The organism is Indolivaga macrotermitis (assembly GCF_900128985.1).
Taxonomy (GTDB): domain Bacteria; phylum Bacteroidota; class Bacteroidia; order Bacteroidales; family Dysgonomonadaceae; genus Dysgonomonas_A; species Dysgonomonas_A macrotermitis.
This window is the reverse complement of the sequence record NZ_FQUC01000006.1, coordinates 149897-175825: the sequence shown is the minus strand read 5'-3', so window position 1 is coordinate 175825 and position 25929 is coordinate 149897. Positions and strand designations below refer to the sequence as shown.

Annotated in this window: 20 protein-coding genes; 11 read left to right on the top strand and 9 right to left on the bottom strand. The window is 39.0% G+C overall.

Going from position 1 to position 25929, the window contains the following annotated elements; translation table 11 throughout:
* Positions 1–6: 6 nt before the first annotated feature.
* Positions 7–1116 carry an efflux RND transporter periplasmic adaptor subunit gene (locus BUC12_RS10055; protein ID WP_062180120.1) on the bottom strand — a complete coding sequence of 370 codons (1110 nt, stop codon included), beginning with the start codon at positions 1114–1116 and terminating at the stop codon, positions 7–9.
* A 240-nt stretch (positions 1117–1356) separates the two neighbouring features.
* Here BUC12_RS10055 and BUC12_RS10050 point away from each other — a divergent pair, with 240 nt between their 5' ends.
* The 3 genes from BUC12_RS10050 to BUC12_RS10040 all read left to right on the top strand — a co-directional run bounded on the left by BUC12_RS10050 (position 1357) and on the right by BUC12_RS10040 (position 5447).
* A complete protein-coding gene (locus tag BUC12_RS10050) occupies positions 1357–1914 on the top strand; it encodes an NAD(P)H-dependent oxidoreductase (protein WP_062180123.1) in 558 nt (185 codons plus the stop codon).
* Between the two features lie 294 nt (positions 1915–2208).
* Positions 2209–3852: an ATP-binding cassette domain-containing protein gene (locus BUC12_RS10045; protein WP_062180126.1), complete on the top strand. Its 1644-nt coding sequence runs from the start codon at positions 2209–2211 to the stop codon at positions 3850–3852.
* Positions 3849–5447 (top strand): ATP-binding cassette domain-containing protein, encoded by a 1599-nt coding sequence (locus tag BUC12_RS10040; RefSeq protein ID WP_062180129.1) that lies wholly within the window; start codon positions 3849–3851, stop codon positions 5445–5447. Before BUC12_RS10045 ends, BUC12_RS10040 begins: the two co-directional genes overlap by 4 nt.
* A 43-nt stretch (positions 5448–5490) precedes the next feature.
* Here BUC12_RS10040 and BUC12_RS10035 read toward each other — a convergent pair whose 3' ends face one another.
* On the bottom strand, positions 5491–6636 hold the full coding sequence (locus BUC12_RS10035; RefSeq protein ID WP_062180132.1) for a universal stress protein: 1146 nt from the start codon (positions 6634–6636) through the stop codon (positions 5491–5493).
* Positions 6637–6833: 197 nt separating this feature from the next.
* Positions 6834–7712 (bottom strand): helix-turn-helix domain-containing protein, encoded by an 879-nt coding sequence (locus tag BUC12_RS10030; RefSeq protein ID WP_062180135.1) that lies wholly within the window; start codon positions 7710–7712, stop codon positions 6834–6836.
* Positions 7713–7936: 224 nt separating this feature from the next.
* On the opposite strand from BUC12_RS10030, the gene BUC12_RS10025 reads away from it, so the two are divergent.
* From BUC12_RS10025 to BUC12_RS09990, 8 genes are all read left to right on the top strand, one after another.
* Complete coding sequence (locus BUC12_RS10025) at positions 7937–8392, top strand: MarR family winged helix-turn-helix transcriptional regulator (RefSeq protein ID WP_062180138.1); 456 nt, start codon at positions 7937–7939, stop codon at positions 8390–8392.
* Between the two features lie 4 nt (positions 8393–8396).
* On the top strand, positions 8397–9500 hold the full coding sequence (locus tag BUC12_RS10020) for an efflux RND transporter periplasmic adaptor subunit (protein ID WP_062180142.1): 1104 nt from the start codon (positions 8397–8399) through the stop codon (positions 9498–9500).
* A gap of 41 nt (positions 9501–9541) precedes the next feature.
* The gene (locus BUC12_RS10015; RefSeq protein ID WP_062180145.1) at positions 9542–12724 is read left to right on the top strand and encodes an efflux RND transporter permease subunit; all 3183 of its coding nucleotides are present in this window, start codon (positions 9542–9544) and stop codon (positions 12722–12724) included.
* Positions 12714–14138, top strand: coding sequence for an efflux transporter outer membrane subunit (locus tag BUC12_RS10010; RefSeq protein ID WP_062180148.1), 1425 nt, complete (start codon positions 12714–12716; stop codon positions 14136–14138). The genes BUC12_RS10015 and BUC12_RS10010 overlap by 11 nt, the downstream gene beginning before the upstream one ends.
* Positions 14139–14286: 148 nt before the next feature.
* The gene (locus tag BUC12_RS10005) at positions 14287–14604 is read left to right on the top strand and encodes a DUF6660 family protein (protein WP_062180151.1); all 318 of its coding nucleotides are present in this window, start codon (positions 14287–14289) and stop codon (positions 14602–14604) included.
* 81 nt (positions 14605–14685) lie between these two features.
* Entirely contained in the window at positions 14686–17808 is a 3123-nt protein-coding gene (locus BUC12_RS10000; protein WP_070808586.1) for an efflux RND transporter permease subunit, read from the top strand.
* Positions 17805–19058, top strand: a complete 1254-nt coding sequence (locus tag BUC12_RS09995; RefSeq protein ID WP_083557593.1) for a TolC family protein — start codon at positions 17805–17807, stop codon at positions 19056–19058. Before BUC12_RS10000 ends, BUC12_RS09995 begins: the two co-directional genes overlap by 4 nt.
* Positions 19059–19062: 4 nt before the next feature.
* A complete protein-coding gene (locus BUC12_RS09990) occupies positions 19063–20259 on the top strand; it encodes an efflux RND transporter periplasmic adaptor subunit (protein ID WP_062180154.1) in 1197 nt (398 codons plus the stop codon).
* Positions 20260–20425: 166 nt separating this feature from the next.
* Here BUC12_RS09990 and BUC12_RS09985 read toward each other — a convergent pair whose 3' ends face one another.
* The 6 genes from BUC12_RS09985 to BUC12_RS09960 are packed head-to-tail and all read right to left on the bottom strand — an operon-like array spanning position 20426 to position 25788.
* Positions 20426–20935 (bottom strand): cupin domain-containing protein, encoded by a 510-nt coding sequence (locus BUC12_RS09985; RefSeq protein ID WP_236689390.1) that lies wholly within the window; start codon positions 20933–20935, stop codon positions 20426–20428.
* Positions 20936–20957: 22 nt separating this feature from the next.
* The gene (locus BUC12_RS09980) at positions 20958–22628 is read right to left on the bottom strand and encodes a carboxymuconolactone decarboxylase family protein (RefSeq protein WP_062180160.1); all 1671 of its coding nucleotides are present in this window, start codon (positions 22626–22628) and stop codon (positions 20958–20960) included.
* 22 nt (positions 22629–22650) lie between these two features.
* The gene (locus BUC12_RS09975; protein WP_082141910.1) at positions 22651–23595 is read right to left on the bottom strand and encodes an aldo/keto reductase; all 945 of its coding nucleotides are present in this window, start codon (positions 23593–23595) and stop codon (positions 22651–22653) included.
* 29 nt (positions 23596–23624) lie between these two features.
* Positions 23625–24092, bottom strand: coding sequence for a nuclear transport factor 2 family protein (locus BUC12_RS09970; RefSeq protein WP_062180163.1), 468 nt, complete (start codon positions 24090–24092; stop codon positions 23625–23627).
* 10 nt (positions 24093–24102) lie between these two features.
* Positions 24103–24690: a flavodoxin gene (locus BUC12_RS09965; protein ID WP_073357305.1), complete on the bottom strand. Its 588-nt coding sequence runs from the start codon at positions 24688–24690 to the stop codon at positions 24103–24105.
* Between the two features lie 15 nt (positions 24691–24705).
* The gene (locus BUC12_RS09960) at positions 24706–25788 is read right to left on the bottom strand and encodes an alpha/beta hydrolase (RefSeq protein ID WP_062180166.1); all 1083 of its coding nucleotides are present in this window, start codon (positions 25786–25788) and stop codon (positions 24706–24708) included.
* Between the last annotated feature and the right edge of the window lie 141 nt (positions 25789–25929).

Here is a 25929-nt window from a genome sequence, read left to right as displayed (position 1 = left end):
GTGATGTTATTTTAAATAGTACCCTCCTTCGCTTATTATCTTACTGCCAGCATCAAGTCCTTTCGATATTACAGCTTTCCCGTTTTTCAAAGCTTCTACTTCCACAGGTGTGCGTAAATATGTATTCGCTGCTATTTCGGTGTAGATATAACTGTCTTTTTCTCCTTGTAGTAAGGCGGTTTCGGGGATGTGGATAAAATCAGAAGCTTTATGAAGAAAATGTATTGTACAATACATCCCTATTTTGAGAAGCTGCTCTTTGTTTTCGCAAATAGATAATACTTTTATTGAACGCGTGGCTTCGTCTACAGCTTCCTCTATATGAAATACTTTACCACTGATAATCTTTTCGGGATAAGCTGACATATGCATTTCGATGTTGTCTCCTTCGTGGATAAACCGTATATCTTTTTCTTTCACCTGCGCAGTGATCCATACCTGCGAGAGATCGGCCACAATTGCTATAGGTTCAGAATCGTCTTTAATGTATTGACCTGTTACAATATTGTTTTCAATAATATACCCTGAGATTGGAGAACGTACTGTAAGAGATTGTCCTAATACCATATTCTCCGGATTTATCTGATAGACCAATAAAGCAGCATAGGAGTTTTCGTATTCTTTTTCTGCTATTTGTAAGGCACTTAATGCTTCTTCCAGTTCTTTTTGTGAACCTACTCCGTTTTTTATCAGATCTTTCTTCCGTTTCAATTCCTTTTGAGCTAACTCTCTGGATGAACGGGCTTGAAAGAAATCTTTTTGAGTTGCAGTGAAATCGGGGGAAATTATTTCGAAGAGGGGAGTATTCGCTTTAATTGTTTGTCCCAGTTTTATATATGATTTGATAATCCTTCCGGAAAAGGGTGGGGCAATGTAGGCAAACTGGGTAGGGATTGGCTGAACAGTACCTGCTGTTATTACTTCTTTCGAATGTGATTCAATTTCGACATCCGATAGTTTTATTTTTGATGCGAGAATATTATTCCCGCTTACATAAACTGTGTCGCCTTTTATCTGATAAGCCGTAGCTTCGCTGTCTGCTTCTTTATTCTTACAGGTGATAAAGCATATCAATGGTAACAATAATACAATCGTCAATTGTTTTTTGTTTTTCATACATTCTCTCTTTTTTGAAACTTATTTTATTGGGAGGCAAAAGTAACCTGTTCCTTTATTTTGCCCTGTTAGAGAGGTATTAGAATGCTATTAGAAAACTATTAGAAAATGCCGTAGTGCGTGATTAAGTACTGTAATAAGCTTGTCAGCAAAATACAATGAGCCTTACGGCAAATAACAAAAACAGTACTTTTTATATATTTGCATTGTTCAAAATGACATTAGTAAAAAAAAAGAAAAATGAAGAGAATATTAATCGTTTCGGGTCATACTGACCTGAATCAGTCTTTTGCAAATAGAATAATTCTGGATAAGTTACAAAGCATTTTACCTCAGGCTGAATTTGCGCTTCTTGATAAATTATACCCTGACTTCTGTATTGATGTATCTGCCGAGCAGCAGCGATTGACAGGTGCAGATGTAATTGTACTCCAATTTCCATTCTTCTGGTATGGAATGCCTTCATTGATGAAAAAGTGGATGGAAGACGTCTTTGTTCATGGTTTTTCACATGGCTCAACGGGAGATAAACTGCATGGTAAGAAACTATTATTATCGTTCACTTCCGGTGCACCGGAGGAGATGTACAAACACGGAGGACTACAAAACTATACAATTGAAGAGTTTATGCCGGCTTTTAAGCAGTTTGCTGTACTTTGCGGAATGGAATGGCAGGGTTATGTTTATACTGGAGGATTATCTTATGCGAACCGGAATGATGAGGAGAAACTGGAACAAATGCGGATAAAGTCTATTACTCATGCCGAAACATTACTGAAACAGATAGAATTGCTTTAGCATAAATTATATTTTATATATCATAGATTTTATCAATAAGATCCAACTTAAAGAGGACTGAGATTGGACGTAACCTATCCACACTTTCGATAGTAGAGTGCTTCTACAATTAATCAGGAATAAAAAATACTATAAGCGGCAAAGTTGTTAAACACAATGCCCAAAATTGATTATACCTTTCTTTTTATAATTGTTTGGATAAATAATTATCTTTGTTAGTAAGGGAATGAAAACCTCTCCGGTATTTAATTCCCGTTCATTTTCAGCAATGGAAATTAAAATCACAGATAATCAATGAATTCAAATCAGGAAAATGCTTCCCGATGGCTGGGTCAAAAATTAGCTGAAGCAAAAGGTGAGTATATCTTAGCTTCGGTATTTACTATTATAAGTGCAGGTTGTTTTGTCTTTTTTTGCTGGTACTTGTCCGGATTCGCTGCTTCGTGGCTCAATGACGGACTTATTTTGCCCAATGTCCTTTTATATGCATTGGCGTTTCTTACCGCCAGATATATCTTTGCTCATTTTGCATCGCAGTTTAATTACAATGCAGGAAATATCATTGTTTCGAAAATAAAAAAGAAGCTTTATCCGATCTTGTTGAACAGCAACGAGTTTGATTCTATTTCGAGTACATTGCTCGTAACCCGGGTAAGCGATGACTTAAAACCTTTCTATGCTTTCTTCATTCCGTATGCCGTTGCATCGGTTTTAGTTAGCGGAATGTTATTAGTGGTCTGTTTTTGGGTCGAAAAATGGGTTGCCCTCGTACTATTGGTTTCATTTTTGGTTATACCGATGCAAATGATCGTTATTGGTGTTGGTGCCGAAGCGCTTCATAAGAAGCATATCAATCTTTTCTTGAAATATTCGGCTGTTTTTTACAATCGCCTGCAGACTGTCGCGGAGATTGTCAATTTAAACAACTTTAAAGCCCAATACGGTTTTTTGTCCGAAAAAAGTAAAGAATTGAACAAAGCGACCACCAATGTTATGCGGGTAGCTATTCTTTCTTCGGCAGTATTGGAGCTTTTTGTTACAATTTCTATAGCTGCTATTGCGATATATTTCGGGATGAGCCTTCTCGGGATTATGACGGGACCTAATTACGGAAAAGGTTATGATTTCCGTATTGCCTTGTTCTTATTAACCCTATCTCCTTATTTTTTCTTTTATTTACGGAAATTTGTAAGTGCTTACCATGATCGTAATAAGGCTTTAGCATCTGCAAAACTAGTGATGCCGATACTAAATAAAGACATAAGCACTACTAAGACAGAGATGGACGAAATGTTGAGGGCTCTTGACATCAAAGGGTTGAACTTTGCTTATCCCGATTCGCCGGTGAAAGTACTGCATAACATACACCTGAAATTACCCGATAAAGGATTAGTATTGGTAAAAGGTATTTCGGGCTCCGGTAAATCTACTTTATTAAAAATCTGTGCAGGGAGTTTATTTGCCGAAGATGGTACGATCTCTGTAAACGGAAAAGACAATGAGTGGTCTCAACAATGGCTCAATGTAAATTCATCGTATATGAATCAGTTTCCTTTTATCTTTGACGGGACACTTCAATACAATATTTTTCTGGAAAAGAAAATAGATGCAAATGACAGCTACCCCGAATTTTTGGATAAAATTCTGGATAAAAAGGAGGATGGCTGGCAGACCGTATTGAGCCATAATGGAAAGCAACTTTCAGGAGGTGAAAAACAATTAGTTACTCTTGCCCGTATGATGCTGCATCCGAAACCTATAGCTATTTTGGATGAACCTACCGCTAATCTGGATGCCGGTACTATTGAAATTATACTTCCACAAATAATGAAATTGGCTGAGAGCCGATTAGTTATTGTAGCGTCACACGAGAAGATGTTCGACCCGGTTGCCGATACAATTCTGAATTTAAATTGGGGGGAGCAGATGAAGTTATGAACAAATTTATCGTAAAATATATCTTACAGCCCTTAGCTGGCAAATGGTTAAAGGGGCTTTTTTTATTGCTGCTCTGGACAGTGGCATTTGTTGCTCTTCCGGCTATTTCCGGATGGTTTCTGGCTATCTGTAGTGTAGTGTTTGTTACTGCGAATACCTTGTTTTCGTATTTGGTTCCGTCAGCTATTATCCGTTTACTGGCACTGTCGCGTACAGCAACCAGATATTTCGAACGATTGGAGAATCATAAGTCAACGCTGGATGCCCAGCAAAGGCTTCAATTGAATATATTCCAATCGGTTGCTAAGTTTTCTTATTTCAGAAAGCAAGTTAATAACAACTCTGCATTACTCGAAAACAGTACATATGGTGTCGACCAGATTTTGAACCACATTCTATTGTGGCTTTTGCCGTTTGCCGCGCTTATACTTACACTTAGTATATATTTTTTCTTCCTTATTGTTTTTTCGCAGGTTATAGCTATCGAATTTGTTATTTCTTCGGCTATTCTTTTGTTTATTGTTCCCCAATTATTCTTTCGGAAAAACAGGAAACTATATGAAAACCTTAAATTGCATCGCGAAGAGAATAATCAGGCTCTGATTCAAAGTTTCAGAGGCAGGATCGAAATTTCGAAATACAATCTGGAAGAGAAAGCAATCGGACAATATGAACAAAGGATGCTGGAGTTGGAACAATCGGAAAATAAGCTACAGACCAATTCGTTTTGGCTGCAACTGGTTGCCGGACTCGGATTTAGTTATATTGCAGCATTCTTACTTTGGAATTTGGGCAATTATGGAATAGATGCCCCTGTAGCATTAGGTGTTTTCTTTGGTATTATGGCACAAGCTGAATTGTCGGAAATGCTCTTTTCCGGAAAATCAGAAAAAAGTTCCGTAGCACATCAGATTAAAGACCTTGACTCGATTCTCGCTGAGGGAGAGCAGCCGGTCGAAGATGTAAAAGTGAATTCGCATCTGGCAAATATAAGTTTAAAACATATAGGTGCTAAAATCCCTGAAACAACTGTATCTACCAACGAAGTATCATTAGAAATCAAAAAAGGAGAATGGATTGCGCTTTTCGGAGAGACAGGGAAAGGTAAAACCACTTTATTGAACAGTTTATTTTATCCCGAATATCGCCGTACAGGAGCATTGATCTGGAATGACAATGAGGTGTTATCGCATTTACCTGTGCCCGAATGTATTTATGTTACCCAAAAAGCTTATTTGCTTACAGGGACACTACGTGAAAACTTTGAGGGTTATCCTGATGAAGAAATTGAACACGTTTTGGATACGGTCGATCTGGCTAGCTGGCGTTCGTCCCTTCCTGATGGTCTGGCTAGTTGGTTAGGCGAAAACGGCGAAACATTGAGCGGAGGACAACGGAAAAAACTTTTATTGGCGCAGGCACTACTCAAGAATCCGCAACTGTTGGTTGTAGATGAGCCTACAGCAGGTATCAGTACTGAAAATGCGATTGCCATCTTCCAAAATATAAAGAAGCAATATCCGGATATCACTATTCTGATGGCTACCCACCTAAAATATTTTGAATATGTGGTGGATAAGGTAGTACGTATTTAGGCATAAGTTTTATTATTAGATCCCGGTTAATTATTTCCCTTACTTAATCCGGATGCAAAAAATTATCGCCTCTTAATGCAAGTAATACGACATCTAAAGATGAGAGGATTTTACGCGAGGTACTTGGGATAAATATCCGCCCTAATAAATTCCGGCGTTGTGTATTAACTGACACAACATCAATGTTCTGTTTTTCGATGAATTCTTTTACAAGAGGAATTGCATCAATGGTTTTATTAACAGTTATCAACTTATACTCAATATTCAGTTTCGAATATTTTTCTTTGAAAAAATCTTTTAAATCCGACATATCAGCCTCTGTCCATCTTGTTTCTTTCTTTTTGATGTTGTGAACATGAACCAGTGTTATATTAATATTCTTATAGGGTAATATGGAATTGACCAGATAATCGAAAGATATTAAATCGCGCTTATACATATTTGTAAAAAAAGCAAGTTCTTTAACGCTGTTGATGTCCTTAATAAAAGCTTTCTCAGGCACTGCCAATACAGGTACATTTGTCATCTCGATAATATCGGCGGTAACGCTGCCTAAGAGGTTTCTCTGGTTATTATTTTTTCCTTTTGTCCCAACTACAAGTAAAGCAGGCTTATATTCCCTGATAAAACTTTCTATTTCTTCTTCAACAATACCTTCTCTTAGCGAATACGAATAATTTACAGAAGGAAAGATTCCCTCCGTAATGTTTTTATCTATTTCAACACAAAGATCCAGCATTTTCCTCCTTGTTTTGTCAAGTATCCCGGGATCGTCTTCTTCTTTTAACATATCGGCAAAAGGCATATGTAAAGGGAAAAGGATTCTGTTGAAAACATGGAAAATTTTTACTTTTGCCCCCATACTTTTTGCTATGCTGAAAGCAATATGACACGCTTTCATAGAATACGAAGAGAAATCGACAGCAACCAGAATCCGTTTGCGTCCGTCATCTATTTTGTAAGTTTGTGCGTCGTTATAACTGAATAGTTTATACTCTTCTATAACAGACAAGGCGTTGAATAGCTGCGACTTGTTAATCTTTACAGCGATTCCCTCCGTGTTTTTTTCTGTATTATCCCGGTGCAATACTTCGAATGAAACAGGGATACCTGCGTTTTCGAGTATCTGCTTTAGTTTTAATGCCTTCCCTTGAGTATGTATGGCAATTGTTATTGTTCTGTTCTCCATATGATTGTTGTCTTAATTAATAAATACCGGAGGCAATAAATCATGTCCGTCAAGCCTATCCTCAGGATAAAATCTGACTCCGAATTGTATAAACAAAGGTTTTAAATTAATTGAAATAAACCTTGTCTAATATTTCCAACAAAATGTTCTATTTTCTTCTTTTAGTATTTATCCGGCTAAAAGAGGAACGGATTATGTCAACTTTCACGATATCGTAATGGTGTCATACCCGTATGTTTTTTAAAGTAATAACCAAAAAACGAAGGATTAGGAAAATTCAGTTCATCAGCTATCTGGGAGATAGACATAGGAGATGTTTTAAGCATAGACTTAATAATAATTATAGTCGATCCGTTAATCCATTCCATAATAGGTTTCCCACTGATTTGCTTAATTAACTGCGACAAATATTTGGGACAAATGCAAATCTTATCCGCATAAAACTGTACTGTCCTTTCCTTTTTGATATATTCAATTAATAGTTTACAGAAATGCCGGTATATCTCTGCCCTGCGCCCATAGACATCGCTATAGGACTTATGCTCTCTCGGTTCGCCGTAAATATTACACATTTCCGTCATAAATGAAGCTAGGAGATTTTTGGCAAGATGTTCCCTGAATTTGTGTTCTTCATTCCCATGGTGTTTGGCCATAAATGAATGAAAGTCAAGCATAGATTCAAACTGAACTTCTGCCAGATTGACCACGGGGAATCGTGATACCTTCTCCAATAAATCAATATTTACAGGAATATTCAGTTCGAACGAAAAGTCAATAGAGTAGAATAGAAACTCGAATGTGAAATCATCACTAATCTCAATAGTTTCACAAATACTTCCGGATAATAGGGTGAGTAAAGAGTATTTTCTGATTGTATACTCTATAGAGTTAATCTTCATGGAGAGTTTACCTCCTTTGCAAAGCATAAATATCATGCCTTGAATAGCTGTTGGTTGTTCTAGAAAGAAAGGTTTACAACTGCCTTTTCCATCGGAAATAATATAGTCTTTAATAATAGAACAACCCATTTCGCCAGACGCATTATCTGTTGAAATACTTGATAATATGGTATTCATAGTATTCGAATAAAGTCCTAAATCTGATAACCAACCTATCCAGCCAATATAAGTAATTTATTTGGATAAACCAAAATAGAAAACTGAAAAACAAGACATTTTTCGGGAAAAATAAGAATAAAGTATCGTCTGTAAAATCTTCACTTTTGTAAAAAGATCTTTTACACTAGAGGTTATCGCTTTCCATTGTAAGCGTATTTATAATAATTCAAACAATAAGTACTATGAGCCAAATGCAAATGATAAAAGATTCGTTTTTAACGGTTAACAGTTTGATGTGGCAGGTTATTAAGCAATTGACTAAAATCAAGAAACAAGACCTTGATAAATTCGGGTTGACGTGCTCTCAGTTTGAAATTCTATCTGCCATATATCACTTTTCGGTGAATGATGAAGAAATTATCCAGATTGACTTGTCTGAAAGAACACAGATCGATCCGATGACAACTTCTACTATTTTACGAAATCTACAAAGAAAAGGATTTATAACACGGACTCGCAGTCCGGTCAATACTCGGACGATTATTGTAAGGATTACCCCTTTGGGTGAAGAACTTTACCGCAAAGCATTATCCAAAGTTGGGAAAACCTCTAAGCTAATCTATCAGAATATTGATAAGAAACTACTCGTGTCGCAATTAATAATCTTATCTGATAAGCTAAACAAACTAAATTTTTAAAGATATGAAACTAAAAGAGATTGTTTTCGGAATAACAGTTTTCATGTTGCTTGTGCCATCATGTAGAAAAAAACAGGATATACCACAAGGGCAATTGCAAACATATCCAACAATGCTAGTTAGTCAGCAGAATACCCAACTGACATCTGTATATCCGGCTACTATCAAAGGACAGGAAGATATTGATATCCGTCCGCGCATTGATGGATTTATAGATGCCATATATGTGGATGAAGGTGCTGTCGTTAAAAAAGGGCAATTGCTGTTTAAGATTAATTCGCCACAGGCGGAACAAGCTTTGACTACTGCGGAGGCTAATGTGAAGAGTGCAAAAGCTCAGGTTAATACAGCTAAAATTAATGTTGACCGTATTCGTCCATTGGCCGAAAAAGGGATTATTGGTAATGTGCAGTTACTAACGGCAGAGGATTCATATGAGACGGCAATGGCAGGCCTGGCACAAGCTGAAGCTGCTTTGAAAAATGCCCATGCGACTATGAGCTGGACAAACGTAAGTAGTCCGGTGGATGGGGTTGTCAGTTCTATACCATTGCGTTTGGGGAGCCTTGTAAACTCAGCTAATGTTCTGACTACTGTTGCTAACACCAGCAATGTGTTCGCTTATTTCAGCCTGAATGAAAAAGAACTTGCAATCTTCCTCGAAAATATAGGTGGAGATACTCAGGCGGAAAAACTGAAGAACCTGCCTGAAGTAGCTTTAATACTTGCAAATGGGACTGTTTATCAGGAAAAAGGGCGGATCGAAACTATAACAGGTACAGTTAATATAACGACAGGCTCTGCCAGTTTGAGAGCAGAATTCCCCAATAAACAAGGCGTATTGAGGAGCGGAACAAGCGGGAAAATATCAGTTCCCAGAAATTTAGAAAATGTATTTGTAATACCTCAGAGGGCAACGTTTGCGCAACAAGATAAAGTGCTGGTATTTACAGTTCAGGGAGACTCTGTTGTGCAAAAAATAATATCGGTTGTTTCAACTCCCGATGGGCAAAACTATGCTGTAACCGGAGGTTTGAATGATGGTGAGCGTATTGTCACTGAAGGTATTGCTACACTGAGTAATGGAAAAAAGATCAAGTTCGAATAAGTTAATTAATCGATTTATTGAAAACATAAAAAGGAAATACAATGCTAAAGACTTTTATAGAAAGACCCGTATTATCTACCGTGATATCTATTATTATAGTTGTACTGGGTATCATTGGTATCGCTAGTCTACCAGTTGAACAATATCCGGATATTGCACCGCCGACAGTGGCAATATCGGCAACATATCCCGGAGCTAATGCCGATGTGGTAATGAATAGCGTGGTAATACCGATCGAAGAACAAGTAAACGGAGTTGAAGGTATGACTTATATGACTTCGTCGTCGGCAAATAATGGTATGGGAATGGTCAGGATCTTTTTCCGGCAGGGAACTAATCCCGACATAGCTGCTGTAAATGTACAAAACCGGGTTTCGCGGGCTACGCCTGTTTTACCTCAAGAGGTGACACAAATCGGTGTTATCGTTGCCAAACAACAGAATAGTACAATATTGGCTATTGCCCTGACTACTGAGAATAAGGATTATGACGGAGAATTCCTGCAGAATTATGCTAATATAAACATCCTGCCGCAAATTAAGCGTGTATACGGGGTTGGCGATGCCAGTGTTTACGGAACTAAAGACTATTCGATGCGTATCTGGTTGAAACCTGATGTAATGACCAGCTATAAGTTGTCGGTACAGGAGGTAATAGCCGCTCTTCAGGATCAGAATATTGAGGCTGCTCCCGGTGAATTGGGATCAAACAGTAATCAGTCGTTCCAATACACATTGAAATATACAGGACGTTTAAAATCTGTTGAGGAGTTCGGTAATATAATTATCCGTTCACAAGATGAGCATATACTAAAGATAAAGGATATAGCTGATGTGGAACTGGGGGCACTGAATTATACGGTAACCACAATGACCAATAAGACAGAAGAGTCTGCTTTTATGTCTATCAGCCAGACTGCAGGATCTAATGCGCAGGAAGTGATTGAAGGGGTTAAAGCTGTTATTAATGAAGCGGAAAAATCTTTTCCCGAAGGGATAAAGGTGCATTATCTGATGGATTCGAGTGAATTTCTTGAAGCATCTATCAGTAAGGTATTTATAACTTTAATTGAAGCTTTTATCTTGGTATTTATAGTCGTTTTTGTATTCTTGCAAGATTTCAAGTCTACACTCATTCCGGCTATTGCTGTTCCGGTTGCTATTATAGGAACCTTCTTTTTCCTTCAACTGTTTGGCTTTTCTATCAATCTGCTTACATTATTTGCGATGGTACTGGCCATTGGTATAGTAGTCGATGATGCTATTGTTGTCGTCGAGGCTGTTCATGCGCAGCTGGAATCTGGAATGAAAGACCCAAGAGAAGCTACGCTGAAGGCAATGAAAGAGATTGCTCCCGCAATTGTATCTATTACCTTGGTTATGTCGGCTGTGTTTATCCCGGTCAGTTTTATTGGCGGAACTTCCGGAGTGTTTTTTAAGCAATTCGGGTTGACTTTGGCTATAGCTATCCTGATATCGGCGGTGAATGCTTTAACATTAAGCCCTGCTTTATGTGCTATATTACTGAAACCCCATGATGAAGAATCTCAAAAGAAAGGATTACTTCAGCGTTTCTATAGTAATTTTAATATAGCTTTTAGTGCCGCAACACAAAAATACAAGTCGAGCCTTCATTTCTTAGGAAAAAAAGGGCATCGATGGATCACTTTTGGAATCATAGGCGGTGCGTCCTTACTATTGTATGGATTGATGAAAACTACTCCGACAGGGTTTGTTCCACAGGAAGATAGCGGTGTTGTTATCGGATTTGTAACCTTACCACCATCTTCGTCTCTTGAGAGATCGGATAGTATTGTTAATCTGGTAGTTGATGCTGCAATGGAGATAGAAGGAATAAAAACAGTTACCAACATATCGGGAGTTAACTTTATGAGTGGTATAGGTAGTTCGTATGGTACGGTGGTTATCAAGATGGATCCATGGGGAGACCGTAAACTTTCTACAGACGCGGTAGCAGCCATTTTGTCCCAAAAAACAGGAGGTATAAAAGAAGCTACGTTCTTCTTTATGGCGACTCCTACCTTACAAGGGTTTGGTATGGGTAACGGTGTAGAATTGCAATTACAGGATAGGATGGGAGGCGATATTCAGAAATTCTATAGTGTCACTCTCAACTATGTCGCAAAACTGAACGAACGTGAAGAAATCATGATGGCTATGACGAACTTTAACCCAAACTTTCCACAAAAGCTAATTGAGGCCGATATGCCTAAGATAAAAGCTGCAGGGCTGACTCTTAATGATATAATGAGTACCCTTCAGGCTTATATTGGTAGTTTTTATGCTTCGAATTTTAATTTGTATGGCAAGCAATTCCGGGTAATGCTTCAGGCCGGTCCGGAATACAGGACTAAAGAAGAAGATCTTAGCGGAATCTTTGTGCAAACCGGAAACGGAGAAATGGCTCCGGTTACGGAATTTATCTCTATAACAGATGTTACAGCTCCGCAGACTTTGAGCCGTTTTAATATGTTTCAGGCAATGGATGTGGTAATAATGCCCAATTCGCTCGAAGGATACAGTACCGGAGACGTTATTCGGATAGTGGATGAAATGTCTTTGGACAAAACTATTCTACCTGATGGATATAGTCATGAGTATGCAGGTATGTCGCGTGAGGAAGCTAATAGCACCGATCAAACGATAATTATATTCATCATTTGCTTCATATTCGTTTACTTACTGCTTGCAGCACTTTACGAAAGTTATATTCTTCCATTTTCGGTATTGTTTTCCTTACCGGTTGGTTTAGCAGGGGTCTTCCTATTCTTGAGAATATTCGGAATATCACAAGGCATTGTAAACAATATATATGTGCAAATTTCCATGGTAATGCTTATTGGTTTGCTTGCTAAGAATGCAATCTTGATTGTGGAATATGCAATACAAAGGCGTCAGCAAGGACAAAGTATTATTGATGCCGCGATCAATGGAGCTGTAGCCCGTCTTCGTCCGATTCTGATGACATCTTTCGCTTTCATTTTCGGGTTGCTACCTCTGGCTTTTGCTTCGGGTGCGGGAGCTGTCGGAAATGCATCTATTGGTATCAGTGCGATCGGAGGAATGCTTATAGGTACGATGATCGGAGTATTGGTAATCCCTTCTCTTTATATCATATTCCAGAGTTTACAGGAGCGTTATAGCGGGAAAAACCCAAGGTTGGATAACAAACAACAATTAACAGAAAACAGACATGAAGAATAACTACATAAAAGGATTTGTTCTATCAGGGCTTATAGCTCTGATAGGACTCTCGTCCTGTCAGGTAATGAATAAGTATGAGTCTCCTCAGATAAACAGTGATAATTTATTCAGAGACGCAAATCAGACTGATACTACGACCATTGCAGACATTCTGTGGCGGGAATATTTCAAAGATCCCCTTCTTCAGGCATATATCAATGAGGGATTGAATAATAACTTTGACATGCTCATTACTACTGAGCGTATCAAACAGGCAGAAGCGATGTTGGGACAAGCCCGTGCTGCATATTTTCCGGATGTAGCTCTTTCCGGTCAGGTAGAACAAACGAGATTAAGTAATGCCGATCCTCTTACCGGAATGCCTAGAAGTAAAAACAATCTGGGATATCATAAGGAAACATATACATTAGGTATTGTTGCCAGTTGGGAGTTAGATATTTGGGGGAAACTGAACCGGCAGTCCAAAGCCAAATATGCAGATATGCTGAATAGCTATGCAGGACGGAACTTGATACAAACCTCGTTGATTTCCAATATCGCTAATACATACTATTCGATACTGGCTCTTGACGAACAACTTATAGTTACCAATGAAATGATTGGATTGATGGATGATAATCTTTTAACAATGGATGCTCTGAAGGAGGCCGGATTAGCTAATGGAGCAGCGGTGGAGCAGAGTAGGGCGGCATTATATAGTGCAAAAACATCGATTCACGATTTAGAAAGTAATATCAGTCAACTCGAAAATGCCTTATGTGTAATGTTGGGACGGGCTCCCGTTTCTTTGAACAGAGCTACACTATCGGATCAGATAGTTCCTGCCCGGTTAACTTACGGAATACCTGCGCAAATGCTGGCAAAGCGTCCGGATGTGCAACAGGCTGAATTATCTTTCCGGTCGGCTTTCGAATTAAGGTACGCAGCAAAAGCCGGTTTCTATCCATCGGTAACATTAAATTCAGGGACGTTGGGCTTTTCTACTGTCAATGGCTTGAGTAATTTTTTCAAACCGGAAAATCTGTTTGCCAGTATTGTTGCAGGTTTAACACAACCATTATTCGCAAAGAAAAGACTTATAGCACAGTATGATGTAGCAAAAGCCGAACAACAGGCAACTCTATTGGCATTCGAAAAAACAGTTCTGGCTGCAGGGCAAGAGGTATCCGATATAATGGCAATTTATGAATCTGCTACTAAGAAGATGGAAACACGTGCTATCCAGGTAGAATCACTGATGAAAGCAGTAGACTATACCAGAGAGCTGTTGATAGCCGGTGAAGCCACATACCTTGAAGTTCTAACTGCTCAACAAGGGTTGTTGGATGCACAACTCAATCAAGTCAATGATAAATTACAACAACTTCAGGCTACATCTAACCTCTACCGGGCTTTGGGAGGAGGTATAGAATAATTAAACTTAAACCCTTTGTCAGATATAAATAAAGAGCCTTTGTAATTTTTACAGAGGCTCTTTTTGATATGAATTATTACTTATGTAATAAATTTGCAACTAAGTTGCACCGTTTTTGTTGTATCTTTGTGCATATAAGAAAGAGAAAATGAGACCATCTGTATTTATAATAGGTATTTACTTTCTGATCCTTGTAGTGTTGCCTTGCCACTGCGATGTTCAGATAGCAGATACTTTCGGACAAAGTACTGAATTGGTTCCTATGGCAGATACAGAGCATGACGATTCGGGGCTCGAACTGTGTATCCCGTTTTGTTCATGTACAAGCCATCATAATTCGAGTATTACCACAAACTACGAGATACCTCTCTACAATGTCAGCCTGCATGTAAAGCATGTGGCGATATATGCTGATAGGGAGATTCCTTCTTTTCCATCTACACTCTGGCGTCCTCCACAAGCTTAAAATATAGCATCTGATTGAAATATTGATGTGCCTTAACAGGTATATCTTAATATTTAATTGTTATATTTTAATTCCCAAATTATGTTTCAGAAACTGATTAAATTCTCGATAGAGAATAAATTGGTAATTGGAGTTATGACTGTAGCCCTTATTATCTGGGGAGGTTATTCGTTATCACAATTACCATTCGATTCGTCACCTGATATAACCAATAATCAGGTACAGGTTATTACACAAGCCCCATCACTGGGAGCGCAGGAGGTAGAACAGTTTATTACTACTCCTCTGGAAATGGCTCTGGCCAATATTCCTAAAGTTGTTGAAAGAAGAAGTATCAGCCGTAGCGGACTTTCGGTGATCACTATTGTGTTTAAGGAAGATGCCGATATATATTGGGCGCGTCAACAGGTAAGCCAGCAGTTGAAAGAAGCCGAAGAGGTTATACCCCAAGGTCTGGGGAAAATCAGCCTTGCTCCGATATCCACTGGACTGGGAGAAATATACCACTATACAATCCGGGCAAAAGAAGGATACGAAGATAAATACAGTATCACCGATCTGCGTACTATGCAGGACTGGATTGTACGGAAGCAACTTTCCGGTACGGAAGGGGTTGCCGAAGTAAGTGGCTGGGGTGGTTTTGTAAAACAATATGAAATAGCCATCAATGCCGATAAACTGAATGCGGCAGGTATAACCATCCCCGAAATGTATACAGCCCTCGAAAACAATAATGAGAATACAGGAGGTAGCTATATAGAACAATACAGTAACCAGTATTTCATACGTGGCATCGGTCTGGTCAGCTCTTTGGAAGATATAGAGAAAATCCCTGTAAAAACGGTAAATGGTACTCCCATATTGATAAGGGATGTTGCTAAAGTACAATTTGGCAGTTCCATGAGATACGGAGCCGTTACCCGCAATGGCGAAGGGGAGGTTGTAGCAGGTATCACACTGATGCTGAAAGGAGAAAACTTTCAGGAAGTTATCAAACATGTAAAAGAACGGATGGAACAGGTTCAGAAGAGCTTGCCCGAAGGTGTTATTATAGAACCGTTTATTGACCGGACACAACTGGTTGATAGAGTAACCCATACAATTGCCAAGAATCTGATAGAGGGAGGTTTGATTGTGATATTTATCCTTGTCCTATTCTTGGGAAATTACAGGGCAGGTCTGGTCGTGGCTTCTGTTATCCCGCTTTCCATGCTATTTGCATTTGGTATGATGAGGCTCTTCGGAGTCAGTGGTAACCTGATGAGTCTTGGGGCTATTGACTTCGGATTGATTGTGGATGGGGCGGTGATTATTGTCGAAGCGGTCTGCCACCATATAAGTGTGATGAAAGACCGGTATAAAGGACGGTTATTAACACAAGCGGAAATGGATACGGAAGTGTTCGACTCCGCTTCCAAAATAAGGAACAGTGCCGCATTCGGAGAAATTATTATTATGATTGTTTACATACCACTTTTCACATTGGTAGGTATTGAGGGCAAAATGTTCAAACCCATGGCAATGACCGTGTTCTTTGCGATACTCGGAGCATTCATATTATCCCTGACTTATGTGCCGATGGCAAGTGCCCTGTTTTTAAGTAAAAGAACAGAGCATAAACGGAACTTCTCAGATAAAATGATGAACAGGATAAGCCAATTTTACCGTCCGATTATAACTAAAAGCCTTAATTGGAGTAAGACTCTGATTGTTAGCATGATCGCTCTCTTTGCTGTAAGCCTTTTCATTTTCAACAGAATGGGGGGCGAATTTATACCGAATCTTGAAGAAGGGGACTTCGCAGCAGAAATAAGTATGGCACAGGGAACCTCATTATCGCAAATGGTAAAGAGTACTACGCAAGCTGAAAAGATTCTAAAAGACAAGTTTCCTGAGGTCAAACAGGCTGTATCCCGTATAGGTAGCGCTGAAATTCCTACAGACCCGATGCCTATCGAAAGGGCGGATATGATGATTGCCCTGATTCCGAAAAAAGAATGGACTTCGGCTAAGACCAAAGAGGAGTTGATGGAAAAGATGGAAGAGGCAGTCAGTGTTATTCCCGGACTGGAAATAGAAATGACGCAACCTATACAGATGCGTACCAATGAATTGATCACAGGTATTAAACAGGACGTGGCAATTAAGATATATGGTAATGACCTTGACGTCCTTGCCTCGGCAGCCAATAAGGTAGCTTCTCTTATTAAGAATGTGGAAGGGGTTACCGATCCTTTTGTCGAAAAGGTTACGGGGTTACCACAGATACAAGTGATATATAATCGCGATCAGCTAGCCAAGTACGGTATTTCTATCAAAGATGCCAATATGGTGTTAAAGACAGCTTTTGCGGGAAATGAAGCAGGTTATGTATTTGAAGAAGATCGTCGTTTCGACCTCGTATTGCGAATGGAAAAAGATTTAAGGAACGATATCAGTTCTCTGGAAAATCTATATCTGCCTCTTCAATCGGGTGGTTCCATACCACTTGCACAGGTAGCTGAAATAAAATATCAGGATGCACCTGCACAGGTAACCCGTGAAGATGCCGAAAGGCGTATTTATGTCGGTTTTAATGTAAGAGGGCGCGATGTACAGAATACTGTATATGATATTCAGAAGATACTAGATAAAGAGTTTAAGTTACCGGCAGGGTATTATTATACATACGGCGGACAGTTCCAAAATCTGAAAGAAGCAAAGGACAGGCTAATGGTAGCCGTACCATTGGCATTGCTACTGATATTATTTCTATTGTACGCTACATTGAAAAGCGTCAAAGAGTCTTTGTTTGTGTTTACGGCTATACCTCTATCAGCTATCGGCGGTATTTTCGCCTTATGGATCAGGGGAATGCCTTTCAGTATTTCGGCGGGCGTCGGCTTTATAGCACTCTTTGGTGTGGCCGTATTGAATGGTATCGTACTTATCGGACAGTTTAACATATTCGAAAAAGAAGGTGTTAAGGATATAAAGGAAAGGGTCATTAAAGGGTGTATGTTACGTCTTCGTCCTGTAATTATGACAGCTCTTGTAGCATCGCTCGGATTCTTACCGATGGCTCTGTCAACGAGTGACGGAGCCGAAGTTCAGAGGCCGTTAGCTACTGTTGTTATCGGAGGCTTGCTAACCGCAACGGTACTTACGTTAGTTGTCTTGCCTTCTATATATAAAACATTCACAAAAAAGGAAAAGGAGTTATGAAAACGAAAATAAATATATCAATACTTGCACTTCTTGTGATACTGCTTATTGTACCATCAGGCGTTTCGGCACAAGGGAATGTGAGTACATTGGACGAATGTATCCGCCTGGCAATGGAAAATAATCTAACCATGAAGTCCGGCAGAATATCTATAGAAAGAGCAAAGGATTTGCAGGGTACAGCATTCAATATAGAGAAGACTGGTTTTTCATTGAGTCAGGATCCGACTTCGGGGGGCAGTCCTGATAATAGTATTTCATTAAGTCAGGATTTCGATTTTCCGACAGTATATACGACTCGCAGTAAATTGCTTAAGGCGGAAACAAACCTTGAACGTAGTAACCTCGAAGTAACGCGTAACGAACTTGTAAAAGAGATTACTGCAACATATTATCAGTTACTGTATGCAAAAGAGAATATTAAGATTCTGCAGGATCAGGATAACATATATTCGAAATTCTTGTTTTTGGCATCGACTAAATTCAGAGTAGGTGAAACAAGTCGTTTGGAACAAATGAATGCTGAAAGGTTGTATAACGAGAATAAAATAGAGTTGCAAAAAGCTGAGAAAGATTATCAGAATATACAGCTTACCTTGCAGCGTTGGATGAATGCTGAGGTATCAGTGTCTCCTCTTGAATCCGAGCAGCCTGTGATGGAAGCAAATTATCCATTCAATAGTTTCAGTGCGGAACAAACTCCTATCGGCAGGGTGATGCAAAACCAGAAGGAAGTAAGTGAAAAGAATCTGAATGTGGTTAAGCAGGGATATCTGCCAAGTTTCAGCTTTGTACTTAAAAACCAGTTTCTTATAAAAGGTTTTAATCCGTATGATGTCGAAAGGGAGCGTTTTGATAAAGGAAACTTTATGGGATTTGAAGTCGGTATCAGTATTCCGTTGTTCTTCGGAGAACAAAAAGCTAAAACCAAAGTGGCTAAAAAGGAAGTCGAGATGGCAAGAGTACAACAGGAAGAAGTTGCACAGGCTATGCAAAAACAATATCAGATGTACATCAACGACTATCTTAAAGCAAAGAACAGTCTGGATTACTATACTTCTCAGGGAATCACCCAGGCGGATGATATCACCCGTATATCTCAAATATCGTACGAGAAAGGCGAAATAGGTTATCTGGAGTATATTCAGAATTTGAAAACAGCTGTTGAGATTCACTTACAACGAGCCAAAGCGGTGAATGACTATAACCAGACAATCATTATGTTAAACTATATACAAGGAAACAAATAAAATTATGAAGAGAATATATATATCCTTAATAAGCCTGTCTTTGATATTATTGATGTCATGTGGACAGAATAAGCCAGAGAACGGTGGAGCTTCGGAAGAAAATACTGAACAAACTCATGAGGGCGAATCAGAAAAAATAGCTGTTTCGGAAGTACAAATGGATGCTGTTGGTATTCAGTTGGGGAAAATAGAACAGAGAGAACTGAATAGTGTAATACGGGTAAACGGAGAAATGGACCTCGATCCCCAGAAGAAAGCAGAAGTTACATCACTTGTCGGCGGAATAATAAAACAGGTATTAGTGATTGAAGGTAAACGAGTTTCGGCAGGGCAAGCTGTTGCCTATCTCGAAAATACCGAGATAGTGGAACTTCAAAAAAATTACCTGACATCACGGAAAGAAGCGTTGATTGCAGAACAGGAATATAACAGGCAAAAAGAGCTGTCGTCTCAGGGAGCAGGTGTTCAAAAAACATTTCAGCAAGCTACTGCTGCCTACGAAATAGCAAAGGCTCAGCTTATAGGATTAGAGAAACAATTACGTCAATTGTCCATCAGTCCCGAACAGGTTTCGGCAGGTAATATGGTCACTCAAATTCCTATTAAATCTCCGATATCAGGAACTGTGAGGAAAATAAATATCAGTACCGGGAGTTATGTCGATACCCAAACATCGTTGATGAGTGTATCAGATAATTCGGCGATACATTGTGATATGAAAGTTTTTGAGAAAGATATAAACGCCGTAAAAATAGGTCAGGAAGTAGATATTCTACTAACTAATCAACCCGGAGTAAATCTGAAAGGTGAAATTTACGAAATCAACAAATCTTTCGAGAGTGAATCAAAAGCAATATTAGTACATGTCCGAATTAAGAATCAGGGTAGTATTGAATTAATACCGGGTATGTATGCTACAGGATTGATTAATACAGGAAAACAGAAAACGCCGGCCGTCCCCAATGATGCAGTTATAAGCAGTGAAGGGAAAAAATACATTTTTGTACTTGAAGATAAAGAAAACGGACAGGAAGGGAAAAATTATCATTTCAAACGGGAAGAAGTTATAACAGGGATTAGTGAGTTGGGTTTTACACAGATTACTCCCGTCAATCAATTGAAGGATGATGTAACTATTGTTACTGCCAATGCCTTTTATATAGCATCAATGGCCAGTGATCATGGTGAACATGGGCATTAATATATGATTGAAACTAAAGTTCTTTACTGAAAATGAGAAACCCCTCCAAAATACCATTTTAGAGGGGTTTTTTGTTTTGATTAGTGAATTAATAAGCTTTTTTACCATTGTCTATAAACAAGAGTTATATCCCCGCTTTGTAACGCGTTATTTAATTTAACTGTCTTCATTTATTTTTATCTTTATTATTTATGTAACTGTTATATTCATCATCAGTTACAGGTTCAAACCATGCTGTAGGTCCGTTTTCTCTTCCGGTGATAGCCACCTGTATAAACTTGCTGTCGGGACTTGCTCCGTGCCAGTGAGGTATATTATGCGGGCATTTTACGACTTCCCCTTTGCGGATAATCTCTACTAGTTTCCCTTTTTCCTGATAATAACCTACGCCAGCCAGAGCAAGTATAATTTGTCCTGCCGGATGTGAGTGCCAGCTTGTACGGGCTCCCGGTGCAAAGGTTACACTACCTACTGCATTTTGATTCTCGTCGTCAGCAGTAACCAGATTATTCAGCCATGCGTTGCCTGTGAAATTGGGACTGTCTATTTTATCGCCCCTTTCGAAGATAAGTTCTTTCTCTGTTTGAGCACCTACCGGCTCATCTTTTGTTGTATTTGCATTATTGCAGGATGTCAAGGCAAATACTGTTACTGCTATTATAACTATACTAATCATCTTCATATATTATCGTTTGCTATTATTTCAGATATTGTTTAAAAAAGGAGTCTAGCTTTAGTAACGATATAGCCTGATACTCCGGTTTGTCGTATAAATCCACATGCGAAGCATTAGGTATGACAAACAATTCTTTCGGTTCAGCGGCTCTGCTGTAAGCATCTTCACTAAAGTAAGCGGATACAGCACGTTCTCCTACGATAAACAATAACGGTCTTGGTGAAATAGTTTCTATTTGTACGAATGGGAAGAAATTCATCATTGGAGCAAGGCTGGTAAACGAATAGCTCGCTGTTGAATTAGGATGCCCGCCGCGTGGAGTACGGTAATAATCGAAAAATTCACGAGTGTTCTCTGTATCGTTTTCACTTAATTGAGTCGGGATGGCGACAATATCCTTTTTTGCTTGTCCTGCAAATTCTTTGGTACGTTGCTCACCTATATCGTCCAGTGTTTTCATTCGTTGTTCGTAGGTAAGTACATCACCCAATCCCTGACGGCGGGCACGTCCCATGTCATACATACTAATCGTTGCAACTGCTTTTATCCTGTGATCGATTTGGGCTGCGCTGACAGAATAGCCGCCACCTCCGCAGATACCGACTACCCCAATACGGTTAGCATCTACGTTTTGATGATTACTTAGGAAATCTACTGCTGCACTAAAATCTTCTACCCGTGCTTCTGGTGATTCTATATAACGTGGATAGCCGCCGCTTTCTCCGTAATGAGTAGCATCAAAAGCAAGGGTGATATAACCCAGTTCAGCCATTTTCAGTGCATGCAGTCCTGAGGTTTGCTCTTTGACACCACCGAAGGGGTGACCGATAACAATGGCTGAATATTCCTTATTGGCATCATAATTAGGTGGAAAGCAGAGATTGCCTACTACATTATTGTAAAACCTATTCGGGAAAGATACTTTCACTACCTTGACACCATTTACCATTTCTGTTAGTTCCGTGTCTATGCTCAATCCTTTACTTTGTAATAACTCATTTAATACAACGTTTGCAGCATCTGCATTTTCTTTACTGATATTCACTTCAATGATGTTTATCATTTGCTGTAACTGCTGAGGAGTTATCCCTACGTTCAACGAGAGATTCATGTGAGAGTTTAACATCGGTTCTAATCCTCCTAAACTTGCTATCACCGAAACGGTTACCATTTCACGTTGTGCATAAGTCAGTACATCACGCTCAAAGATATCGGCAAAAAGGTGTTCTTTGAGGAATGTTTCTATTTCAGGGCTGAAGCCTGCATAACCTGCCGTTGCCCTTCCTTCGGGCGGTATGATGCCTTGAAGTTCGGAAAGTATATCTTTTCCACGTTCATACTTGTCGCGGGTATCGGTGATGGGCGATGCTTCACGCCCCCAGTTATCGCTTATGCCTGCTGTTTTACGTTCATCCAGTACACTCATAAAGGTTTGCAACCCACGAAGGCTTCTCGGAAATCCGGAGTAAGCATATAGGTGCACCAAGACTTCTTTAATTTCGTTGACTGTTAATCCAGCTTCAAGTCCTGCAACCAATTCCGGTTTTAGTTTATCTAAATCACCCCTCGCAGTAAAGGCGGAGATAGTTACTATTTTTTCTTGTTTTTTACTTAACATATCTTGTGCATTTGTGTTACCGGATACTCCCAGCAACAATATTATTATTCCAATGTATAAATCTATTTTTCTCATGCGTTATTTTTTGATTATACTATTAATCTTCCAATACCCAATTAGTTGCCATTTCTTTAACCTGCTCATAAGTCATGTTGAAAAAACGTTTTTCTTTATTAAGCGAACGCATAGCTGTCATCTCGTCATCGCTTAAAGCAAAATCAAAAATGCTTATGTTTTCCTTGATATAATCAGGATTGGTTGCTCCGGGAATTACGGAGAAACCTTCTTGTATATGCCAACGGATAATAATCTGTGCCGTAGTCTTACCATGTGAATCAGCAATCTTTTTTATAACCGGATCTGCGAGTAGATCCTTGTTTCCACTTCCTAACGGATACCAGCATTCCTGAGCGATGCCGTAACTTTTTAATTTCTCCTGTACATTTTTGCGCTGCGCATAAGGATGGCATTCAATTTGCATCGCAACAGGTTTAATTTTCATATTATCCACAATGGCGTGAAAACCTTCATCTGTAGCGTCAAAATTACTGATCCCCAATGAACGTACTTTTCCGGAAGCAACAGCTTTCTCCATCTCTATCCATGCCTCTTCATAGTTACCTACAGGCTGGTGTATATACAGTAAGTCGATATAGTCTGTCTGAAGGCGTTCAAGCATTTTGTTGATAGATTCGAGGGTATTGCCATTTGCATAATCGGATGGCCACAGTTTGCTTGTAATCCATAATTCTTCACGTGGGATGCCACTTTCCTTTATAGCTTCACCGATGGCACTTTCGTTATTATAAGCATGGGCAGTATCTACATGTCGGTAACCGCTTCGGAAAGCCACTAAGACTGCTTCTTTAGCAACTTCGTTTGATGGCGTATTGAAAGTTCCGAGTCCGAACTGAGGCATTTCCAATCCATTATTCAGTTTTATGGTTGGTATATTTACTTTCTTTTCTTGCGCATTCACTTGACCAATAATATTGAATAGGAATAATGCGATCAATGGAAAACAATATTTTATATTTTTCATTTCGTTTTATTTTATTAATGTGAATACTATTAGTTCCCCAATAACCTGGTGAAGGATAATGAACCTAACTTCCATTTTCCCTCTATCGGCACGTACACTTCTGTAACCATGAAAGGATTGACGACTTCATTGCCTCCGACAATAGCTGTCAGGCGTATCTTATTAAGGACAATAGCCGTATTACCCACAAATCGTATAGAAGTTTCTTGTATTTCGGTATGTTTATATTGGATTCCACCACTTCTGATTGTATTCAATTCCTGTTCTTTGTTCATCGTTGCACCCATATGGACAAAAACGGATTCCTGATGAAAAAGCTCATCCAGTGATTCTATCTTTTTATCTGCCATCCATTGCCATTTTTGTTTCGATAAGTCAATAAGCTCCTGCTTTGTTTTCTCATCATAGGTTGTCTCTTGTGCATAAGCAACAGGTATACTCATCACTATACTTAAAATAAACAGCAACAGTTTGTTTTTTAATACTTTCTTTTCCATCTATAGTTTTTTATTTATTAGAAACGATACCTATCTCTTTCAGCCAACCCGTTACATCTGCATTTTTATCGGTTGTTCCAAAACCTTTGAGATGTTTAGAATCAGGTGTAAGTTCTACTATTTTTGCTAATGTTTCATCCCTGTAAGTGGCAGCATATGTACAGAATGGAATGATAGTTTTTCCTTTAAAATTATAATTTTCATTTTCGAGGAATGACCAGATAGCCATTGGTGCTGTATGCCACCAAACCGGACAACCGATAAAAATGGTATCGTATTGTTCCATATTTTCAACAACAGTTTTTAATTCGGGACGGATACCTTCATCACGTTCAACTTTTGCCACTTCAGTACATGGAACATAGTCTGTAGGGTAGGAATTTACTGTTTCAATTTTGAATAGCGTTCCTCCGGTATGCTCCGCTATATTTTCAGCGACTTGTTGAGTACTTCCACCCCAGCTGAAATAAGCTATAAGGATTTTACGGTTTGTTACCTCAGGAGTTGTTTCTGATTCAGATCTATTATTGGGGGTTGAACATGCTGATACCGGGAATATTGCCCATGTCAGAGATAGTATTAAAATTAAACTTCGCATTCTTTTTTCTTTTTATTATTTATCAAGTCCTTTTTCTTTCAGCCAGTTGGAAAGTAAATCAGCTATTTTAATATTATTCAAGTCAGAGAATGGGAAATGTGTATTTCCGTGAATCCCTATTTCCGGTAGGTGTATCACGGTGACATCTCCGCCATATTTGTTTACGGCATCTCTCCACAATCTTGCCATCTCAAGGCGGACACGCCAGCCGTCAGCTCCCTTATTATCTGAATACTTATCCGGAATATTATCTCCATAATAAATAATGATAGGTATTTTGGTGAGTTTCATAAAATCCTCCATTGATACACTATTTGCCTGTAATGCTCCGGCCGAACTTGGCAGTGGTGAAGGAACTTCACCTTCGGGAGATACAAAACCGCTACCCGGCTCATAAGACGCAATAGCTTTTATACGATTGTTATTAATAGCAGTCAACCAGCCAAAGCCTCCTGAATGTGAATGAGTGACAAGTATTCCGTCGCCGATCTTATCGAAAAGCTTGGAGATTGCATCTGTTATTACCTCCGTATCAAAAGGTCCAATGTTAGGCGTCATTTGACGGAAATATTGGTTAAGGCTTTCCTCGTCTTTCGGAAATTGTACTCCTTCAAAATAATCCGGCCATACACCGACACGAAATGTGTTAAACCATTCCTGTTCATCAGGTGTGGGTTTTATGGTTGCTTCTACCGTACTTCGTCCGGCATTTCCTCTTCGAGGTTGATTGATAAGGTAGACACCAAAGCCTCTCCTGAGAAATATATTCTGAAAACCTTCGCGCCCATCCGGAGTCGTTTCCCATGTTTTGGAGAATTGCCCTATACCATGCCAAAACACCAAAGGTAGTTTACGGGCTTTGTCCGGTATCTGATAAACAATATAAGCATGGTCACCGTGATAGGTTTGTCCTTCGGGAGTTCTTGTAATTGGGTCGAATGTGCCAGGATTAGTGATTACACTTCCACCAACAGCAAAACTGCCTTGCTCTTTTATTACAAGTAGTGCGTTTTTTTCATTATCAGCTTGTTGCTTGCATCCAACCAGTAAGAGAAGAAGGCTTGCTGCCCATAGAACTACATTCTTATTTTTTCGCATCATATGTTAAGAATTTAAAGTTTATAATTTTCATTTTACAAACTTACCCTCAATAACTCCTCCTGTAAATAGACAGATTACTGATTCTTATACCATAATTACTGATTGGTACTTTATAGAATATCAGATATATACATATAT

What these genes read in the sequence shown, in the direction of transcription:
- BUC12_RS10055 (WP_062180120.1), bottom strand. Translation starts at nt 1,116, where the DNA reads ATGAAAAACAAAAAACAATTGACGATTGTATTATTGTTACCATTGATA.
- BUC12_RS10050 (WP_062180123.1), top strand. Translation starts at nt 1,357, where the DNA reads ATGAAGAGAATATTAATCGTTTCGGGTCATACTGACCTGAATCAGTCT.
- BUC12_RS10045 (WP_062180126.1), top strand. Translation starts at nt 2,209, where the DNA reads ATGAATTCAAATCAGGAAAATGCTTCCCGATGGCTGGGTCAAAAATTA.
- BUC12_RS10040 (WP_062180129.1), top strand. Translation starts at nt 3,849, where the DNA reads ATGAACAAATTTATCGTAAAATATATCTTACAGCCCTTAGCTGGCAAA.
- BUC12_RS10035 (WP_062180132.1), bottom strand. Translation starts at nt 6,636, where the DNA reads ATGGAGAACAGAACAATAACAATTGCCATACATACTCAAGGGAAGGCA.
- BUC12_RS10030 (WP_062180135.1), bottom strand. Translation starts at nt 7,712, where the DNA reads ATGAATACCATATTATCAAGTATTTCAACAGATAATGCGTCTGGCGAA.
- BUC12_RS10025 (WP_062180138.1), top strand. Translation starts at nt 7,937, where the DNA reads ATGAGCCAAATGCAAATGATAAAAGATTCGTTTTTAACGGTTAACAGT.
- BUC12_RS10020 (WP_062180142.1), top strand. Translation starts at nt 8,397, where the DNA reads ATGAAACTAAAAGAGATTGTTTTCGGAATAACAGTTTTCATGTTGCTT.
- BUC12_RS10015 (WP_062180145.1), top strand. Translation starts at nt 9,542, where the DNA reads ATGCTAAAGACTTTTATAGAAAGACCCGTATTATCTACCGTGATATCT.
- BUC12_RS10010 (WP_062180148.1), top strand. Translation starts at nt 12,714, where the DNA reads ATGAAGAATAACTACATAAAAGGATTTGTTCTATCAGGGCTTATAGCT.
- BUC12_RS10005 (WP_062180151.1), top strand. Translation starts at nt 14,287, where the DNA reads ATGAGACCATCTGTATTTATAATAGGTATTTACTTTCTGATCCTTGTA.
- BUC12_RS10000 (WP_070808586.1), top strand. Translation starts at nt 14,686, where the DNA reads ATGTTTCAGAAACTGATTAAATTCTCGATAGAGAATAAATTGGTAATT.
- BUC12_RS09995 (WP_083557593.1), top strand. Translation starts at nt 17,805, where the DNA reads ATGAAAACGAAAATAAATATATCAATACTTGCACTTCTTGTGATACTG.
- BUC12_RS09990 (WP_062180154.1), top strand. Translation starts at nt 19,063, where the DNA reads ATGAAGAGAATATATATATCCTTAATAAGCCTGTCTTTGATATTATTG.
- BUC12_RS09985 (WP_236689390.1), bottom strand. Translation starts at nt 20,935, where the DNA reads ATGATTAGTATAGTTATAATAGCAGTAACAGTATTTGCCTTGACATCC.
- BUC12_RS09980 (WP_062180160.1), bottom strand. Translation starts at nt 22,628, where the DNA reads ATGAGAAAAATAGATTTATACATTGGAATAATAATATTGTTGCTGGGA.
- BUC12_RS09975 (WP_082141910.1), bottom strand. Translation starts at nt 23,595, where the DNA reads ATGAAAAATATAAAATATTGTTTTCCATTGATCGCATTATTCCTATTC.
- BUC12_RS09970 (WP_062180163.1), bottom strand. Translation starts at nt 24,092, where the DNA reads ATGGAAAAGAAAGTATTAAAAAACAAACTGTTGCTGTTTATTTTAAGT.
- BUC12_RS09965 (WP_073357305.1), bottom strand. Translation starts at nt 24,690, where the DNA reads ATGCGAAGTTTAATTTTAATACTATCTCTGACATGGGCAATATTCCCG.
- BUC12_RS09960 (WP_062180166.1), bottom strand. Translation starts at nt 25,788, where the DNA reads ATGCGAAAAAATAAGAATGTAGTTCTATGGGCAGCAAGCCTTCTTCTC.